Origin of the sequence: Limnobacter thiooxidans, assembly GCF_036323495.1 — a bacterium.
Taxonomy (GTDB): Bacteria; Pseudomonadota; Gammaproteobacteria; order Burkholderiales; family Burkholderiaceae_B; genus Limnobacter; species Limnobacter thiooxidans.
Map to the genome: position 1 here is coordinate 1,790,355 of NZ_AP028947.1, position 18,252 is coordinate 1,808,606.

Annotated in this window: 15 protein-coding genes; 7 read left to right on the forward strand and 8 right to left on the reverse strand. The window is 52.6% G+C overall.

The features are described from left to right. Window positions 1-6: 6 nt before the first annotated feature. Complete coding sequence (locus RGQ30_RS08250; protein WP_130556371.1) at window positions 7-2,319, reverse strand: DNA translocase FtsK; 2,313 nt, start codon at window positions 2,317-2,319, stop codon at window positions 7-9. Window positions 2,320-2,427: 108 nt separating this feature from the next. Here RGQ30_RS08250 and trxB point away from each other — a divergent pair, with 108 nt between their 5' ends. From trxB to RGQ30_RS08265, 3 genes are read left to right on the forward strand one after another with little or no spacing between them, the layout of a single operon-like run. Beyond that, complete coding sequence (gene trxB / locus RGQ30_RS08255) at window positions 2,428-3,393, forward strand: thioredoxin-disulfide reductase (protein WP_130556370.1); 966 nt, start codon at window positions 2,428-2,430, stop codon at window positions 3,391-3,393. A gap of 38 nt (window positions 3,394-3,431) precedes the next feature. Beyond that, window positions 3,432-4,073, forward strand: a complete 642-nt coding sequence (locus tag RGQ30_RS08260; protein ID WP_130556369.1) for a Smr/MutS family protein — start codon at window positions 3,432-3,434, stop codon at window positions 4,071-4,073. Between the two features lie 25 nt (window positions 4,074-4,098). Further along, complete coding sequence (locus RGQ30_RS08265) at window positions 4,099-5,022, forward strand: alpha/beta fold hydrolase (RefSeq protein WP_130556368.1); 924 nt, start codon at window positions 4,099-4,101, stop codon at window positions 5,020-5,022. Here RGQ30_RS08265 and RGQ30_RS08270 read toward each other — a convergent pair. From RGQ30_RS08270 to RGQ30_RS08280, 3 genes are all read right to left on the reverse strand, one after another. Continuing rightward, window positions 5,007-6,299: a DUF4116 domain-containing protein gene (locus tag RGQ30_RS08270; RefSeq protein WP_130556367.1), complete on the reverse strand. Its 1,293-nt coding sequence runs from the start codon at window positions 6,297-6,299 to the stop codon at window positions 5,007-5,009. The genes RGQ30_RS08265 and RGQ30_RS08270 overlap by 16 nt on opposite strands. A gap of 490 nt (window positions 6,300-6,789) precedes the next feature. Beyond that, on the reverse strand, window positions 6,790-7,128 hold the full coding sequence (locus RGQ30_RS08275) for a P-II family nitrogen regulator (protein WP_130556366.1): 339 nt from the start codon (window positions 7,126-7,128) through the stop codon (window positions 6,790-6,792). Continuing rightward, window positions 7,125-8,780 (reverse strand): NAD+ synthase, encoded by a 1,656-nt coding sequence (locus tag RGQ30_RS08280; protein ID WP_298217197.1) that lies wholly within the window; start codon window positions 8,778-8,780, stop codon window positions 7,125-7,127. Before RGQ30_RS08280 ends, RGQ30_RS08275 begins: the two co-directional genes overlap by 4 nt. 41 nt (window positions 8,781-8,821) lie before the next feature. Between RGQ30_RS08280 and RGQ30_RS08285 the strand changes: the two genes are divergently transcribed. Continuing rightward, complete coding sequence (locus tag RGQ30_RS08285) at window positions 8,822-10,057, forward strand: GNAT family N-acetyltransferase (protein WP_298217196.1); 1,236 nt, start codon at window positions 8,822-8,824, stop codon at window positions 10,055-10,057. Here the strand turns inward: RGQ30_RS08285 and ppa are convergent. From ppa to hemC, 4 genes are read right to left on the reverse strand one after another with little or no spacing between them, the layout of a single operon-like run. Beyond that, complete coding sequence (ppa, locus tag RGQ30_RS08290) at window positions 10,045-10,572, reverse strand: inorganic diphosphatase (protein ID WP_130556364.1); 528 nt, start codon at window positions 10,570-10,572, stop codon at window positions 10,045-10,047. The two genes, RGQ30_RS08285 and ppa, sit on opposite strands and share 13 nt — an antisense overlap. Before the next feature lie 52 nt (window positions 10,573-10,624). Next, window positions 10,625-11,815, reverse strand: coding sequence for a heme biosynthesis HemY N-terminal domain-containing protein (locus RGQ30_RS08295; RefSeq protein WP_130556363.1), 1,191 nt, complete (start codon window positions 11,813-11,815; stop codon window positions 10,625-10,627). Then, entirely contained in the window at window positions 11,812-13,773 is a 1,962-nt protein-coding gene (locus RGQ30_RS08300; protein ID WP_130556362.1) for a uroporphyrinogen-III C-methyltransferase, read from the reverse strand. Before RGQ30_RS08300 ends, RGQ30_RS08295 begins: the two co-directional genes overlap by 4 nt. A gap of 8 nt (window positions 13,774-13,781) precedes the next feature. Continuing rightward, window positions 13,782-14,717, reverse strand: coding sequence for a hydroxymethylbilane synthase (gene hemC, locus RGQ30_RS08305; RefSeq protein ID WP_130556361.1), 936 nt, complete (start codon window positions 14,715-14,717; stop codon window positions 13,782-13,784). A 148-nt stretch (window positions 14,718-14,865) separates the two neighbouring features. Between hemC and argH the strand changes: the two genes are divergently transcribed. From argH to RGQ30_RS08320, 3 genes are read left to right on the forward strand one after another with little or no spacing between them, the layout of a single operon-like run. After that, complete coding sequence (argH, locus tag RGQ30_RS08310) at window positions 14,866-16,290, forward strand: argininosuccinate lyase (RefSeq protein WP_130556360.1); 1,425 nt, start codon at window positions 14,866-14,868, stop codon at window positions 16,288-16,290. Then, complete coding sequence (locus tag RGQ30_RS08315; RefSeq protein WP_338284331.1) at window positions 16,287-16,805, forward strand: TRAP transporter small permease subunit; 519 nt, start codon at window positions 16,287-16,289, stop codon at window positions 16,803-16,805. Before argH ends, RGQ30_RS08315 begins: the two co-directional genes overlap by 4 nt. Beyond that, a complete protein-coding gene (locus RGQ30_RS08320; protein WP_130556358.1) occupies window positions 16,802-18,250 on the forward strand; it encodes a TRAP transporter large permease in 1,449 nt (482 codons plus the stop codon). The genes RGQ30_RS08315 and RGQ30_RS08320 overlap by 4 nt, the downstream gene beginning before the upstream one ends. Window positions 18,251-18,252 lie beyond the last annotated feature (2 nt).

Consider the following 18,252-nt stretch of genomic DNA (forward strand, 5'->3'; position numbering starts at 1 on the left):
ACTGAGTTATTCCTCGTCTTGTCCTGCTTCGGCACGGGCAAGAATTTCCCTGTTGCCGTTGGACTGCATGGCCGACACCAGACCAGCCTGCTCCATGCTTTCAAGCAACCGGGCTGCGCGGTTGTATCCAATGCGCAAATGTCGCTGTACAAAAGAGATTGAGGCTCGGCGGTGCTTCAACACAATGCCCACTGCTTGATCGTAAAGGGCATCTTTTTCACCATCGAAACTGCCTGCAGTGGCGTCCATGCTGGCGTTGCCACCCTCTTCTGCCGTACCGCCTTCCAAAATGCCTTCGATGTAATTGGGCTCGCCACCCTTCTCCTTCAGGTATTCAACCACACGGTGCACTTCTTCATCGGACACAAAAGCACCGTGCACACGCTGCGGCACACCCGACCCAGGTGGCAGGAACAACATGTCCCCCTGCCCCAGCAAGGCCTCTGCACCCATTTGATCCAGAATGGTTCGGGAGTCGATTTTGGACGACACTTGAAACGCTATTCGAGTAGGAATGTTGGCCTTGATCAGGCCAGTGATTACATCGACTGACGGGCGCTGTGTGGCCAAAATCAGGTGAATGCCAGCCGCACGGGCTTTCTGGGCCAGGCGGGCGATCAATTCTTCGATTTTCTTGCCCACCACCATCATGAGGTCGGCCAGTTCGTCGATCACGATGACCAACATGGGCAAGGTGTCCAGCGGTTCGGGCGCATCGGGTGTCAGGCTGAAGGGGTTTGGGATGCTCTGCCCGCTCTTTTTCGCTTCGGCAATTTTTACATTGTAGCCGGCCAGATTTCGTACGCCCATTTTGCTCATCAGGCGGTAGCGCTTCTCCATCTCGCCAACTGCCCAATTCAAGGCATTGGCGGCCTGGCGCATGTCAGTAACCACTGGGCACAACAAGTGTGGAATGCCTTCATAGACACTCATTTCCAGCATTTTTGGGTCAATCAGGATTAGCCGCACCTCTTCTGCGCCACTTTTATAAAGCAGCGACAAAATCATGGCGTTGATACCCACGGATTTACCTGAGCCGGTTGTACCGGCCACCAGCAAGTGGGGCATCTTCGCCAAATCTGCGACCACCGGCTTGCCGGCGATGTCTTTGCCCAAGGCCATGGTCACTGGCGACTTGTTGCCGCTGTACACTTGCGAACCCAGAATTTCAGTCAGCTTGACCACCTGCCGGCGCGGGTTGGGCAATTCCAGGCCCATCAGGTTCTTGCCATAAATGGTTTCCACCACGCGGATGGACACCAAACTGAGCGCACGCGCCAGATCTTTGGCCAGGTTGACCACCTGTGAACCTTTGACACCAGCCGCAGGCTCGACTTCAAAACGGGTAATTACCGGGCCCGGCTGGGCGGCCACCACTTGGACCTGAACACCAAAGTCACTGAGTTTCTTCTCGATCAGGCGCGAGGTGTATTCCAGCGTATCGGCAGACACGGTTTCAATGGCGGCCGGCGCGTCATCAAGCAAGCCCAGGGGCGGCAATTCAGTTTCAGTGAGTTCTGCAAACAGGGGTTGCTGTTTTTCCTTGATGGCCTGGACAGACGGCTCGGCTGCAACAGCCACGGGTTCAATTCGAATGGGTTTGTGCTCTTCAAATTTCTCGCGCTTCTGCTCTACTTTTTCCACACGGGCCAAGGCGACTTTCTTACCTTCTTTGCGGTCAAAGTAGGCCGAAACAAGTTCTTGGCCTTTGAAGAGCAGATTCTCGATGCCCGCACCAACGCGCTCGGCCATCACAGCCCAGCTCAAGCCCAATAATCCACTAAGACCCGCTGCCGTGCAAAGCAACAGCAACATGACCGCCCCAGACAAGCCCAAAAGCTGCTGAAACACACCAGAGATGGTTTGGCCCACCACGCCGCCAGCACCGGCTGGCAAAGCAGTACCTTTGAATATAGACAGGGATTCAAGCCCCATCAAACCAAGCCATAGAACCATGAAGCCAATTGGACGAACCCAGGCAATCCATTTGGGCAAAGGCTCGTTGAAACCTGGCAAATCGATGGCATCAACCATCCGGCGTGCCCGCCACAACATGAAAAACGACAAGCCAAGCAAGGCATAGGCCGAATAACCCGAAATGAAAAACAGCAAATCAGACAAATGCGCACCCACAGCGCCACCGAAATTGCGCACCGCGCTGTTGCCAGACTCGTGAGAAAAGCTGTCGTCCGCACCGCTGTGCGACACAAGAATCAAAAACAGGTAGATCGAGAAGACAAGCAGGCACATCCAGCGAATTTCCAGCAACAATTTGCTGATTCGTAAAGTGCCTGCATTTTGTGTGGTCCTGGAATTCACTGTAATAAGAGTCGCCCGCAATGCAGCATATAATTGAAGTCTGTATTCTGACAAAGTTCGGGAGAAATATCTCGGACAGACACCATTTGAAGCACAAAAGAGGTAGCAATGACCAGTTCTAACACACCCCGCCACGCCAAGGTACTGATTTTGGGCTCTGGCCCCGCTGGATACACCGCTGCCGTTTACGCAGCCCGCGCCAATTTGAACCCGGTATTGATCACGGGTATGGCACAGGGTGGCCAACTCATGACCACGACAGATGTAGACAACTGGCCTGCCGACGCTGAAGGTGTGCAAGGTCCCGAGTTGATGAGCCGGTTTTTGGCCCATGCCGAGCGCTTTAATACCGAAATCATCTTCGACCACATTCACACCGTAGAGCTGAATCAACGCCCTTTCACCTTAAAGGGTGACTCGGGTGTGTACACCTGCGATGCGCTGATTCTGGCAACAGGTGCCAGCGCCATGTACCTGGGCCTGCCATCCGAGGAAACCTTTGCTGGCAAGGGCGTATCGGCCTGTGCTACCTGCGATGGCTTTTTCTACCGCAACCAGGAAGTGTGCGTGGTCGGCGGTGGTAACACGGCCGTTGAAGAGGCGCTTTACCTGAGCAATATTGCAAAAAAGGTCACTGTGATTCACCGCCGTGACAAGTTCAAGGCTGAAGCCATTCTAATTGACAAGATGATGGACAAGGTCAAGGAAGGGAAAATCGAACTGAAAACCGATTACACCCTTGATGAGGTGCTGGGCAACGAAATGGGTGTAACCGGCGCGCGCATCAAATCGACCAAAACTGGTGAAACCCAAGACTTGAATTTGCAGGGTGTGTTTATCGCAATTGGCCACAAGCCCAACACCGATATTTTCGAGGGCCAAATCGAGATGAAGAATGGCTACATCACCACGCGTAGCGGATTGAATGGACTGGCCACCATGACCAGCATTGAAGGCGTTTTCGCTGCAGGCGACGTGCAAGATCATGTGTACCGCCAAGCGATTACCAGCGCAGGTACAGGCTGCATGGCTGCACTGGATGCCCAGCGCTGGCTGGAGTCGCAGGAAGGTTAATCGCTTTTCCGTCACGTTTTAGAAGGTTGCTTTAAGAAGTGAAAAAGTTGACCTCCATGGCCGATCTGGAAGGCATCAGGCGCTCGCTCAAAGAGCAGCGCCTGGAAGATGAGCGCCAGGCAAAAATAAAAGCAGCCCATGAAAAAAAGGTGCTTGAAGAAGCCAATCTGTTCAAGAAACTGGTTAAGGATGTAACCCCCTTACCCGACATCAATCGCAAATTACACGAGCTTGAAAAGCCTGCACCCATTGCCTATCAGCGTGAACTCGACGATGAGGCCGTGATGTGGGAAAGCATTTCCGACGAAATGGACGTGGAGCGTTTTCTGGAAACAGACGACAAACTCTCCTACCGCAGAAACGGTGTAGGCCTTGAAGCGCTAAAGAAGCTTCGAAAAGGCCAGTGGGTCATTCAGGCTCAAATTGATTTGCATGGTTATCGTTCTGACGAAGCACGCACCGCCGTGGGCGAATTTTTGCGCAGCAGCGTAAAACATGATATTCGTTGTGTAAGAATCATTCACGGCAAAGGTTTGGGCTCAATCGGAAAAGAGCCCGTGCTGAAAGAAAAAGTGAAGCGCTGGTTGGTGCAAAAAGACGAAGTACTTGCTTTTTGCCAGGCACCGCCCCGTGATGGCGGAGCGGGCGCCTTACTGGTTATCTTGAAAGCCCGACAATAAAAAAAGACAACGGAGACAAAAGCACATGAAACACAGCAATCCACCCATAGAGTGGCAGCAAGGCTTTGCGCGATCTACCACCACCGGCCTGAATATGGCGTGGGAAAGTGCAGGGCCGACTGACGGCGAAACTATTTTGCTGGTAGCGGGCCTGGGTTGTCAGTTAACCATGTGGAACGATGATTTCTGTAAGCCGTTGCTTGAGCGTGGGTATCGCCTGATGCGCTTTGACAACCGAGACATCGGTTTGACCGACCAACACCCCACGAACATGAAAGTGAATGTGCCCGCCACCTTTCTTAGAAACAAGCTGGGCCTTCGAACACCAACCAACTACAAGTTGGATACCATGGCCGACGATGCCATCGGTTTGATCGATGCGCTAGGTTTACAACGCCCTCACCTGCTTGGCATCTCGATGGGTGGAATGATTTCCCAAATTGTTGCAGCCAAGGCCCCAGAAAAAGTGGGCAAGCTGGTGACGTTGATGTCGAGTACCAATCATCCGAAATTACCCATGCCCACACCAAACGTGCTGCATAACATGTTTTTGAAAAAGCCCAAGAGTACGCAAATTGAAGATGTGGTTGAACACGTGGAGCGAGTGTTTACTGCGATTGGTAGCCCTGGCTTCCCGCCAGACCCGATCAAGCTGCGTGAACGGGCCCGACTTTCCTACAACCGCGCCTACAAGCCGGCCGGTGTATTGCGTCAAACCCATTGCGTGGTGGCCACCGGTTCAATTGAAGAATATACCAAAGCCATCAAGGTGCCGACCTGTGTAATCCACGGCCTGGACGACCCCTTGTTGAAAAAAGCCTGCTCGGAACGCATTGCCAAACTGGTACCGAATTCCCGGCTTCATCTGATCAAGGGACTGGGCCACGATTTGCCCGAACCCCTAGCGCCCACTTTCGCTGAAATCATTCACAGTCATTTTGCAACTTGAATTTCCCTGGGTTGAGTCGTGGGAGTTTTAAACCCATTGCTGGCGTATTGAATCGAATTGGGGTTTTGCAGACACGCTGTTTTGACCACAGCCTCATGGCCCCGAAGTCGCGGACTGGCATATTGAAGTGCCATTCCGCGCTGCGCGACCGCCAACATGACAATATCGAGATCATCTTTCAATCGAGCACTCGCATCCTGTAAAGCGGCCCCATTCCGAGCGACCGCCTTTTGTATGATCGACCGATCGTCTTTCAATTCATCGGCAATTACAAACAAGCCCGAAGGATCTTGCGTGGCTGCTGCAAAGGCTATATCGTAATCCGCACGCAAATCGCTGTTGGCATACAGGATGGCCAGACCAGTGTTGCTCACAGCCTCAAGCACCACGTCACGGTCAGCTTTTAGCTCTGCACTGGCCGACAGCAACATCAATCCATGTCGTTTCACGGCCTCGGTCACAACCTCTTTGTCGGCTTTGAAAGCCTCACTGGCATACGCCAAAGCATTTCCATTGCTGCGAACTGCGGTCAACAATACCTCCCGGTCAGATCGAAGTGGCTCAAGCACATTCGAATAGGCCTCGCCATTGCTGTTCATCGCGGCCATCACCACGTCACGGTCTCGACGCAGGGGTTCGTGTATTTCTTCCAGCATCAATCCATTACAGGCACACACCGCAAGAGCCATGTCTTTGTCTTTTTTAGCCACTTTGTCCAGTCGCCAGTAGTTTTGGCTCACTGTTTCAGAACCCTCCTCTATCACCTGCTTGATCAAGGCAGCTTTACGAATCAGTGCAACAAGTGCTTTGTGGCTGGAAAGTTTTCGGCAGGAAGATGACCTGCTTAGCATTTTCTCAAAGCTCATCAATACCGGCACGTCCAGACTTTTCAATGATTCAAGGCTTGGTCTGCCGGGCGGTTGCCCTAACAGATCGCAGATCCAGTTTGTCATTTGCTCAGCTCTGTTGGGGCGACTGATTTCACGACTGGTCATCATGGGCAGGATGACTTGTCGAATCAATCGGTTCAGTTCTTTTATCGATGCCGGATTTCCCTGAAAAGAATTTTTCAAACCAAAGCAATCCAGAACCTTCGCTGCTGCTGGTAATTGTTCAACCTGACGGGCCTGAAAGTACTGAATCAGAACATCAGGGTGCATGCTCCAGTCATATTCACTGGCAAGTGCTTCTGCAAGTTGTGCCTGCGCCTGAGGATCAAGTCTGCCAATAAGCTCAAGAATTAGGGTTGTGTTTTCAGGTTTGATGACACGATTCACGTTGCTTGGTCTAAGAGGTGTCGACAAGACCTTGTGCGCAACTGCGGGCGCCTTGTCAAAAATAGAGTTCCACAAACGAACCGCTGCAATGGAAAACCTGCTTTTCTCCGATTTGAATACTGAGGAAGAGCGTAGATCTTGCGATGTGACTTCTAGCAAGGTAGATGGTGAATGGCTGGCACGCAAAGGATTACCCCCCGTTTAAAAGTAGCAGGTTAAAGTTTCAGCTTTTCTGGTGCGTGGAAGGCCCGATCAGAGCAACCGGTGGTGTCGAATTCGCTTCGGTGCCAGTTAGATGGGGTAATAAAAGAAATGTGAACCAGGCTGTGACTTCACAACCCGGGCCGGGGTCTGCAATAGCATCGCAGGAACGACAAGAAATGTTGGTGAGCATGGTGTATCAAAAGAATCTGGAGATGTGGACCTGTGTAATCAACTCATCCACTGAAGTTCCAGATACTCAACCAGCTCGGTTGGGTCTGCAGGCCTATTAAATTGCTGACTCGCCCTGCTCACCTGTGCGGATTCGGATAACCCGTTCAACATTGGTCACAAAAATTTTCCCGTCACCAATCTTGTTGGTACGCGCCGCGTTTTGAATGGCCTCAATGGCTTGGTCGACCAACTTGTCATCCACAACCAATTCAATTTTTACCTTGGGCAAAAAATCAACCACATATTCAGCACCACGATACAGTTCAGTGTGCCCACGCTGCCGGCCAAAACCCTTGACTTCAGTAACGGTCAATCCATTGACACCCACTTCGGACAGGGCTTCCCGTACTTCATCCAGCTTGAAGGGCTTGATGATTGCGCTGATCAGTTTCATTCTTGGAATCCTTCTAAATCGTTGAACTTTGAGGTAATTGGATAGCGCCAGTCACGGCCGAAAGCCCGGTGCGTGACCCGAATACCCACGGGCGCCTGTCTTCTTTTGTACTCGTTGATACGAAGCAGTTTAACAGCCTTGAATACGTCTTCTTTCTTAAAACCGCTTGCAATGATGTTTTCAACCGACTCGTCCTTCTCCATGTAGCGGGCCAGAATCACATCCAGCACTTCATAGGGCGGCAGGCTATCCTGATCCACTTGGTCTGGTCGCAATTCGGCTGAGGGGGGGCGTGTGATGATCCTTGTCGGAATTACCTCCGACAGGCTGTTGCGATATTCGCAAAGCTGGTACACCAGCGTTTTGAAAATGTCCTTGATGACCGCAAAGCCACCTGCCATGTCCCCGTACAAGGTGCAGTAGCCAGTGGCCATTTCGCTTTTATTACCCGTTGTTAGAACAATTCGACCGGTTTTGTTGGAAATGGCCATGAGCATGGTGCCGCGAATCCGTGCCTGGAGGTTTTCCTCGGTGGTGTCAGCGGCCAGTCCTTTGAACAACGGTGCAAGGCTTGAATCAAAAGCGGCCATGCAATTCTGGATTGAAATTTCGTCGTACTGAATGCCCAGGCGTTTGACCATGTCGCGGGAATCGTCCAGCGAAATATCAGCCGTATAAGGCGAAGGCATCATGACGGCGCGCACCTTGTCAGCACCCAGCGCGTCCACGGCAATCGCCAGTGTCAATGCAGAATCGACACCGCCTGACAAACCGATAATGGCACCAGGAAACCTGTTTTTGGTCACGTAATCGTGCACACCCATTTTCAGGGCTTCATACACCTGTGCAGTCAACTCAAGTTCAGGTGTACACGGCTGATGGGCTTGCAATACGGTGGGTTCACCAGGGCTGGTCAGGGCCTCCAGTACAGCAAGGTTCTCCTTGAATTGGGGCAAACGCAGGGCTACGCGCTGTTTTGCATCCATGGCAAAAGAAGCGCCATCGAATACGAGTTCGTCTTGACCGCCAAGCATGTTTGCATACACGATCGCCATGCCGGTTTCCTGCACACGCTGAGCCACCACAGAATGTCGAATACTTTGCTTGCCCATGTGATAAGGCGATGCATTCGGAACCAGCAGCACCTCGGCCCCAGCCGCGGCGGCGGCTTCTGGCGCATAACGGTTCCAGGTGTCTTCACAAATATTGATGCCAAATCGTATGCCGTCTACCTCAAACACCAAGGGGCGATTGTCAGGCGTGAAATAACGTTGCTCGTCGAACACTTCCCGATTGGGCAAATCGTGCTTGTAGTAGGTGCCGATTACTTCACCTCGGTGAAGAACGGATGCAGCGTTGAACAACTCACCTTCGCGGCTGACTGGCAAGCCCACGACGACGTACAGGTCAAGTGCTGCCAGATCCATGCGCAATTGATTAAAGGCAGTGTCAGTTTGCCGCTGAAATGAGGGACGCAGTAACAGGTCTTCTGGTGGATAACCCGTGATTGAAAGCTCGGGGGTCAGCAAAATCCGCACGCCTTGCGCGGCAGCTTGGTGCGCATAGTCGAGAATTTTTGCGCAATTGCCTTTTAAATCACCCACAGTCAGGTTCAACTGCGCAATGGCCAATCGGACTCGGGATAAACTCACGGGGTACCTGCATAGTAGTTGTAGCCTTTATGAATTATCGCATGCAGATTTGCCAATCCATTGGCGAGATCGCACAAGCTGAATGGAATTCACTGGTGCTGAAAAGCAATGCCGGTGTGCTTCACCCGGCCCTTCGGCATGAATACCTGCTGGCTTTGGAGAGCTGTGGCTGCGCCACTGCTGAAACCGGCTGGGGACCATTGCATTTGGCCATTCATGGCGATGCTGGTGAACTGCTGGCAGCAATGCCGCTTTACCTCAAATCACATTCCTATGGCGAATATGTGTTCGACTGGGCCTGGGCACAAGCCTACGAGCGCAATGGGCAACCCTATTACCCCAAACTGCTGTGTGCCATTCCATTCACGCCCGTGTTGGCACCCAAAGTGTTGTTTGCCAACCTCGAGGCCGCGCAAGCACTGGCCGCGGGCCTTGCCCAACTGACCAGGCAAGCAGCTGAAAATACCGAGCTGCTGGGTACACGTGTGTCTACATTGCATGCCCTGTTTTTGACAGCGAAAGACCAGGAACTTTTGCTTGGGAAGGCCACCAGCCTCAATTGCAGCGAAAGGCATGTGGTCCAGTTTCACTGGCACAACCAAAGCCCGCAAACAGGCAAACCATTTCACGACTTCGATGAATTCCTTGAAAGCCTGAACCAGAAAAAACGAAAGAACATTCGGGCGGAGCGCAGAAAGGCCCGGGTAGAAGGTTTGCAGATTGAGCGCATTCAAGGCCATGAGGCCACAGCCGAGCAACTGGAGTTTTTCTACCAGTGCTATTCACGCACTTACCTGGAACATTTTTCCAACCCCTACCTGAACCTGGAGTTTTTCAAGCAACTGTGTACAACCATGGGCGAACAGGTCTTGCTGGTTCAAGCCAGTTTGAACGATGTGCCTGTGGCCAGTTCATTTTTCCTGTTCAGCGAAGAACGACTCTATGGGCGCTACTGGGGAAGCCTGGAAAATCTGCCATGCCTGCACTTTGAACTGTGCTATTACCAGGCCATTGAATTTGCAATCGACAAGGGTATTGAATGGTTTGAGGGAGGTGCGCAGGGAGAACACAAAATGGCCCGAGGCTTGAACCCCAAAACAATGATCAGCGCGCACTATGTGCACGATGATGGATTCAAACTGCCGATCGAGAATTTTCTGCGCCGAGAAAAGGCACATTTGCTGGCGTATGCCACTGAGTTAAGCGAACATGTGGCATTCAGGCAGGGGCCAGAATCCGATCTGGCCACCGCCTTTGGTGTGGATCAGCCTTTGTAGTTGGCTACGCCATCACGAATTTCTTTTTCGACGTCGGCCATGTCACCCCAGCCTTCGATCTTGACCCATTTGCCTTTTTCCAGATCTTTGTAGTGTTCAAAGAAGTGCTGAATGCGGGCCAGGAATTCCTGTGGTACGTCTGAAATGCTTTGATAGTGCTTGTACTGCGGCAGCAACTTTTCAACGGGCACACCCAGCAACTTGGCATCACCGCCAGACTCATCAGTCATTTTAAGCATGCCAATGGGACGCACGCGAACCACGCAACCAGGTTGCAGTGGGTAAGGTGTCATTACCAACACATCCACGGGGTCGCCATCGGCGGCCAGGGTTTGTGGAATGTAGCCGTAGTTACAAGGATACTGCATGGACGTACCGACGAAGCGATCCACAAACAAGGCACCACTTTCCTTGTCGATTTCATACTTGACGGGGTCGGAATTCGCTGCAATCTCAATGATCACGTTGATGTCGTTGGGAAGGTCCTTACCGGGGGAAATGCTGTCGTAGCCCATGCTGATCAGTCCTAGAGTTTAAAAATTTGGTCGTATTGTATCGAATAATGCTTTAAGCAAGCTGACGGTCGTTCTGAAGATGATGGTTCAGTTTTTCACGCCAAACCTTGGCCCGTTCGCCCTGGTTGGCTGCTTCATACAGCCGCTCCAGTTTGCCCGCCACATGGGCCGAAGGCTGGCTGGCGTACACGGTTTCAAATCGGGAAATGGCTTTGCCCCACAACTGCTCACGCTCGCAAACATCGGCAGCCAGTTCAAGCAGACGCAGATCTGTTGGCTGTTGGGCCAGCAGACGTTCGACATGAGGCAAAGATTCCCTCGGCTCCAGCACAGCCACTGCGTGATAGACAGGCAAAAGTTCTCTGTTGAATTGTTGGGTCAAGCCAGTCTCAAGCATGTTTCGTGCAGCAGTAATCAAGCCACATCGAGTCAAGCCTGCAGCCAATACGCGCAGCACTCCTGTCAATTCAAGCTCGGCTGCTTTTGAGTTCGACAGCACTTGTTGCATTTGGCCAGGATCTTGACCGGCAGCATCACACAAGCCTGAGTAAATCCGAATGAGGGCTTCATTCTTTTCGCTTTGTGTGAGTGCCGAGGCGGATACACAGGCCCGATACTGGATTAAAGCCTCTTGCCAACGCGCCAAGCCAATCAGTGCCAACATGCGAAGGCGTTGAACTTGGGGCAGGCGTGCAGCCAAAGGATCCATGGCTTCCAGCATGGCCAACGCACCGGTAAAGTCTTGCTTGAACAGGGCTACCTTGGCCCGCAACACCACCAATGCATGGGAATGTTCACCCACGTTGGCCTTCTCCTGATTGAGAATGTCTTCTGCCACGTCAAACCGGTCGGCCTGAATGGCAGACATGGCGCGGATCAAATAGCTCAAATCCGTTTCAATGCCTGTTTTGCTGGCTTGATTCAAAGCCTTCTGTGCACCTTGCTCATCGCCGGTGATCAGTGCAATCAAACCTTGGGTATTTGCTTTCAGCAAGGCGTTCTGCTTGCGGTTCATCCAGTATTCCTTGAACTTGCCCGGCAGCTGGCTGGACGCTCGCCAAGTGCGCAAAGTGATGTGCAGCACGAAAAACAGCAGCAGTATTGCGACCACAGCAAAGTTCAGAGACATGTCGATGCGGTATTGACCAAAGAATACGAGCACCTTCGAGGCGTTGCCCTGTGCCATCAAGGTCACGGCCACTGCCACCACGACCACCAGCAACAAGCCAATCAACTGCTTCATTGACGTTCCCCCTGCTGACCAGCCACCGCAAGGCGCAAGGCAGCGGTTGTGGCCTGCAATTCAGGCAGCACAAGGTCCAGTTGTACCTCACTGATCTCATTGATCACGGACTGCGCGCGCTGAACCTGCAAGGCTTGTGTGTCGAAATAGGTGTTGATCAAGGCAGCGGAGCGCTCCAGATCAGATTTCAACAAGGTCGCCTGCCTTGATAGCAAGGAAATTCTGGCGTTAAGCAGCGACAAGCGCAGGGTGTTGCGCAAGTCGGTTTCCTGACGGCTCGACAGCAGCAAAACCTCAGGACTGTTGACTTTGGTCACTTCTACCAGTGACTTGATGTCGTACCAAACAGCCTTCGCCACCTGTTTGACAACGGTCCAACCCTGTTCAAAACTAAAGCTGCTATTGGTTTCGGAAGGTGCGCTGCCGTTGGCCGAAGACTCCGTTTGAGCCGCAGCAGGGTTCGTTGCCGGCTCTTCAGTCAACTCGGCTAGGGTTTGGTCTGTTGTGGCCTGCACGCTTGAAAGCATGGGCAGACTTTCTACCGAGTTCACCACTGAATCCAGGGAGATGGCCAACTTCAACAAATCGTCCGTGGGCAAGGCGTTGATTTCAGACAAGTCCTTTTCCAGTGCTGTGCGCAAATTCAACAGAGACGGCTTTTCTGTCCCCTCCAGCAACTCGATGGCCTGAGACAAGGCAATCGAAGCACCTTTTACATTACCCAACAAATACAACTGACGTTTGGCGATCGAAATGAGTTGTTCAACTTCGCTCAAGGACACTTCGGTACGACTGGCCAGCAGGCTGTTATAGACCTCTTCAAGGCTGGCCCTTTGGCTGGCCTCCTCTTTCTGTGCCAGTTCAAGGAGATCAAACCGGGTTTTCAGGTCTTTGGTCAAATCGCTCGACTTGCCGAAGTCTTCTTTCACCAGGTCCAGCGTCGTGGATTCCTTCTGGATCCTTTCACCAAAAGCCATGCGGGTTTTCTCGATCTGATTCTTTCCTGCAAAAGCAATCAGGAGGATCAACACAAAACTGAGCACTGAAATGAAAAAAGCGGCCTTGCCCAACCACTGACTGGCAGGCTGAGCGGTTGCTGTTGAAGGTGAAACTGGGGGCAGTGTTGCCGTAATCGGTTTGTTGTTGTCCATGCTCTTCTTGTTGGATTTAAGCCATGAATTGACTGATTGTATCCCTGTTGCAATCTGCACAACATGGGCATATCCCAATTCCCTGCATTTGGCGGCGATGCGGGGGTGGGTGGTCAGGACGGTGGACTGCTCTCGAAGAATAGTCAATCTGGGGTCCGACTTCAATGCCAACTGCTGATCCAGAACCTCAATGGTTTCGCTGCTGGTGACCCAAAGTGCGGCACTTGCACCCAGTTCAAACAAGCAATTGCTTTGAAGATCGGACTGCTCGATAACACGTCGGTCATAGCACTCGAGCACCTTCACTGCGTGCCCCATGTTCTCAAGCTTCACTGGAAACTCTACGCGACCGCGGGGCCCTTTGCAGACCAATACATCACAAGTTCCTGCCTCGAATTGCTTGGCAAGCAAACGGGCCAGGCCATCGGAGTCTTCAGACTCATCAGGGCCGTCACCAGTGGGTGCAATCACCTGACTCTGGGGAACACCCAGATCCAAAGCAAGTTTCGCGCTTTGCTTGCCCATGACCCCGCAAAAAACATTCGAAGGCCAGCCACCCAAGTGGGTGAGGACAATTTCCAGCACCGAAGGGCTGACAAACACCACCAAGCGATTGGGCTGAGGAGCTTCCTGTTTCAGCCAGTGTCCAATTTCCGACATGGCAGAAAAATCAGGTATCAGCTCAAAAACCGGGAAATACAGAATATTTGAGTGCCCGGCCTGATCAAGCGCACTTTTAAGCTCAACACGTTGAGTCAGGTATTGTTCAGGCAATCTGGGTTTGCAAACGACCAAGGTGTAGGTCATGTGAAGTGTTATCCCTTGAATTCTTGAACTGCAAGATTGATCAGTGCCTGGGCTCCAGCTCCCAAAAGATCGTCAATGACCTGGCTGGAAACTTGTTCCCAGGCTTCCAGACTTCCACTGGCACGCTTCTCGATGACAGATTTTCCATCCGGGCTGGCCACGAGTGCTCGCAAGGCAAATGAGTGGGTATTTTCGCCAAGGGTGGCGTATCCGGCGATGGGCACTTGGCAACTCCCGCCCAATGCTTTGGACACAGCCCTTTCAGCACTAACCAATGCAGTACACACAGGGTCCACCAGTTGGCGTGCAATATCAGCCAACGCATGGTCGCCTGCGCGAATTTCGAGCCCCAAGGCACCCTGCCCCACGGCGGGCAACATGTCTTCGGAAGAGATGACACCACGAATTCGGGATTGCATGCCAAGGCGCTTTAAGCCCGCAGCAGCGAGCACAATGGCTTGATATTGCCCTGAATCCAGCTTGCCCAAGCGGGTATCGAGGTTGCCCCGCAAGGGTTCCACTTTCAGGTGGGGAAACCGGGCAAGCACCTGGGCTTGCCTTCTCAGGCTAGAACTGCCCACCACTGCACCAGCAGGCAGTTCGGCCAGGCTGGCATAGTCGTTCGAGACGAAAGCGTCGTGTGGGTCTTCCCGGGTCATGAACCCCACCAGCTGGAACTCGGGATCAAGATCCATTGGAATGTCTTTGCCTGAATGCACGGCCAAATCGGCTCGTCCTTCGAGCAAGGCGTGTTCAAGTTCCTTGATGAACAGCCCTTTGCCACCGATCTTGGCCAGGGATCGGTCAAGGATCTGGTCGCCCTTGGTGGTCATACCCACGATTTCTACTTCGCTCACTTCGGGCAAAGCCAGCAGACGGTCGCGTACATGCTCAGCCTGCCACATGGCCAGGCGACTTTCCCTTGATGCAATTCTAATTTTCATTCAGTGTAACGACTGACAGGTCGCGTTTCGGTTGAGAAATTTCAGCCAAATCCCCACGGCAAGGCCGCGAGAAGGCATTCATGCCGAAAGTCTAGCACGCCAAACCCTTATAATTGGCCCCTGTTCCAAAGTGCATAAAGGATTCCCCATGTCGAACCAATGGTCCAAAAAACAGGAAGCATGGTCAGCCCGATTCAACGAACCGATGTCCGAGCTGGTCAAACGCTACACTGCGTCTGTCTTTTTCGACAAGCGACTGGCTGAATTCGACATTCAGGGTTCTCTGGCCCACGCCACCATGCTTGCTGAGGCGGGTGTCATTGCTGACACGGACCTGCAGGCCATACAAACCGGCATGAACCAGATTCTGGGTGAAATCAAGGCTGGTGAGTTTGAATGGCAACTGGACCTGGAAGACGTGCATTTGAATATCGAGCGCCGCTTGACCCAGCTTGTGGGCGATGCCGGCAAGCGCCTGCACACCGGCCGTTCTCGCAACGACCAGGTGGCCACCGACATCCGCCTGTTTTTGCGTCATGAAACCGACCGTATTCAAGACTTGTTGAAAAACCTGATCAAGGCCTTGGTTACCGTGGCTGAACGCAACCACGCCACCGTCATGCCCGGATTCACACACCTGCAAGTGGCGCAACCTGTGACCTTTGGCCACCACCTGATGGCTTACGCGGAAATGTTTGAACGCGACCTGGAACGCATGCAGGATTGCCGCAAGCGTATTAACCGTTTGCCCTTGGGTGCCGCCGCGCTGGCCGGAACCACCTTTCCGATCAACCGAAACCGCACTGCTGAATTGCTTGAGTTTGATGCACCGACACGCAACAGTCTGGATTCCGTTTCCGATCGCGATTTCGCCATTGAATTTTGTTCGGCCAGCAGCATTTTGATGATGCACGTGTCCCGTTTGTCGGAAGAGCTGATCATCTGGATGAGCCAGCGATACGCCTTCATCGACTTGCCCGATCGATTCTGCACGGGTTCGTCCATCATGCCGCAGAAAAAAAATCCGGACGTACCCGAACTGGCGCGTGGCAAAACCGGCCGTGTGTTTGGTCACCTGATGGGCTTGCTGACCCTCATGAAAGGCCAGCCCTTGGCTTACAACAAGGACAACCAGGAAGACAAGGAGCCGCTGTTTGACACGGTAGACACCGTGGTGGACACCTTGACCATTTTTGCCGAAATGGTGGAAGGCATTCAGGTGAAAGCGGAGAACATGCGTGCAGCCACGTTGGAAGGCTATGCGACGGCAACAGACTTGGCCGATGCCTTGGTGAAACGCGGTATGCCCTTTCGCGATGCCCACGAAGCCGTGGCACGCGCCGTACGCTATTGCGATGTGCAGCAATGCGGGCTGGAACAACTAACGGTGGCACAACTGCAAGACGCATTGAAATTGGCCGAACTGGGTTACAGCGACGAACTGGTGAACGATGAACTGTGTGCGGTACTAACCCTTGAAGGGTCCCTGCAGGCGAGAAACCACATTGGCGGCACCAACCCGGAGCAAGTCAAAGCTGCAGCGGCAGAAACACGTAAACGCCTAGGCCTATGAACTTGAACGCCTTGCTTGCCATTGCCAAATGCATTGACTGGCTGAGCATCAAGGTCGGCCGAACTGTGGGTTGGTTGATCTTGCTGACCACATTGGTTTCTGCTTACAACGCACTGGCACGCAAGGCTTTTGATTACAGCAGCAATGGCCTGCTTGAAATACAGTGGTATTTCTTCGCGGCCGTGTTTCTACTGGGTGCTGCCTATACGCTGCAGCAAGATGCACATATTCGAATCGACATTGTTTCAAACCGTTTCTCGGAGCGCACCCGCGCATGGATTGATATCGCAGGGCATGTGCTGTTCACCTTGCCGCTGATCGGCTTTGTGGTGGTATCAGGCTGGGATTTCGCTCATGAATCCTTTTTGGTGAATGAGCACTCTCCCGACCCCGGCGGCTTGATTCGCTGGCCGGCCAAAGCATTGATCGTGATTGGATTTATGCTTCTTGGGCTTCAGGTCTGCTCCGAAATTATCAAGAAAGTGGCCATCTTGAACAGGCATGCCAAACCATGAATGCAATTCCTGTCGAGCTCCTGCCTCCATTGATGTTTGTTGTGTTGCTGGTATTCATGGTCAGCGGCTTTCCGGTAGCCTTTGCATTGGCTGCAAATGGCTTGCTGTTCGGTTACGTGGCAATAGAACAGGGCTTGATGAGCCCAGCTTTGCTGCAGGCGCTTCCTGACCGGGTATTCGGCATCATGAGCAACGACACCCTGCTCGCCATTCCCTTTTTTACTTTCATGGGGCTGGTGCTGGAACGCAGCGGCATGGCGGAAGACCTGCTGGAAACAATTGGCCAACTGTTTGGCAAGGTTCGGGGCGGCTTGGCTTACGCGGTGGTACTGGTTGGCGCCCTTCTTGCTGCCACAACGGGGGTAGTTGCCGCCTCTGTCATTTCCATGGGCTTGATCTCATTGCCCATCATGCTGAAATACGGTTACAGCCAATCGGTGTCCACCGGAGTTATTGCAGCCTCAGGCACATTGGCCCAAATCATTCCGCCTTCCCTGGTACTGATTGTGATGGCCGACCAACTTGGCGTGTCGGTAGGCGCCATGTATCAGGGGGCACTGCTCCCTTCCTTGATGCTGGTTGGGTTGTTCATGCTGTATGTGTTTGCAATCACACGATTGAACAAAAACGCCCTGCCCGCTTTGCCGACCGAAGCCTTGCACTACGGAGGAAGTGGTCAGGGTATGCAAATTGCCAAAGCCGTAGTTTTCGTCCTGCTGCCACCCTTGGCCCTGATTTTTCTGGTACTGGGCACAATATTTCTGGGTATTGCCACCCCGACCGAAGGCGGTGCCATGGGCGCTGTGGGAGCCTTGCTGATCGCAGCCTCTAAAAAACGCCTGAATCTTGAATTGCTTAAACAGTCGCTGGATTCAACCACCAAGCTGTCGTGCTTTGTATTGTTCATCCTGATTGGATCAACGGTGTTTGGTTTGACATTTCGTGCAGTAGAGGGCGATTTGTGGGTAGAACACCTGATGGCCGATTTACCCGGTGGCGAGCTCGGGTTCCTGATCGCAGTTCAAATCCTGATTTTTGTACTTGGATTTTTTCTGGATTTTTTTGAAATCGCGTTTATCGTGATTCCCTTGCTGGTCCCGGTTGCGGACAAGCTCGGCATCGATCTGGTCTGGTTTGGTGTCATGATCGCCATGAACATGCAAACCTCGTTTTTAACACCACCATTTGGCTTTTCACTGTTCTATCTGAAATCTGTGACGCCCAAATTTGTAAAGACGGTGGAAATTTACAAAGGCTCGATGCCCTTTATTGCCCTGCAGCTGTTCATGGTTGTGGTCATTTTCATGTTTCCTAACGTAGTCAGCAGGGACAAAAAAGTGGAATATCAGGACACACCGCTGCAGCTTGAACTGCCTGTTGAAAATTATGGAGGAGACAGCAGCCAAGGTGAACTGCAGCCTTTTGTTCCCAGCTTCAATCAGTAAAC

Bases quoted from the DNA above. Each gene is read 5' to 3' on its own strand.
- RGQ30_RS08275 (WP_130556366.1), bottom strand. From the start codon at position 7,128: ATGAAACTGATCAGCGCAATCATCAAGCCCTTCAAGCTGGATGAAGTA.
- RGQ30_RS08285 (WP_298217196.1), top strand. From the start codon at position 8,822: ATGCAGATTTGCCAATCCATTGGCGAGATCGCACAAGCTGAATGGAAT.
- RGQ30_RS08315 (WP_338284331.1), top strand. From the start codon at position 16,287: ATGAACTTGAACGCCTTGCTTGCCATTGCCAAATGCATTGACTGGCTG.
- RGQ30_RS08300 (WP_130556362.1), bottom strand. From the start codon at position 13,773: ATGACCTACACCTTGGTCGTTTGCAAACCCAGATTGCCTGAACAATAC.
- RGQ30_RS08320 (WP_130556358.1), top strand. From the start codon at position 16,802: ATGAATGCAATTCCTGTCGAGCTCCTGCCTCCATTGATGTTTGTTGTG.
- RGQ30_RS08295 (WP_130556363.1), bottom strand. From the start codon at position 11,815: ATGAAGCAGTTGATTGGCTTGTTGCTGGTGGTCGTGGTGGCAGTGGCC.
- trxB (WP_130556370.1), top strand. From the start codon at position 2,428: ATGACCAGTTCTAACACACCCCGCCACGCCAAGGTACTGATTTTGGGC.
- ppa (WP_130556364.1), bottom strand. From the start codon at position 10,572: ATGGGCTACGACAGCATTTCCCCCGGTAAGGACCTTCCCAACGACATC.
- argH (WP_130556360.1), top strand. From the start codon at position 14,866: ATGTCGAACCAATGGTCCAAAAAACAGGAAGCATGGTCAGCCCGATTC.
- hemC (WP_130556361.1), bottom strand. From the start codon at position 14,717: ATGAAAATTAGAATTGCATCAAGGGAAAGTCGCCTGGCCATGTGGCAG.
- RGQ30_RS08265 (WP_130556368.1), top strand. From the start codon at position 4,099: ATGAAACACAGCAATCCACCCATAGAGTGGCAGCAAGGCTTTGCGCGA.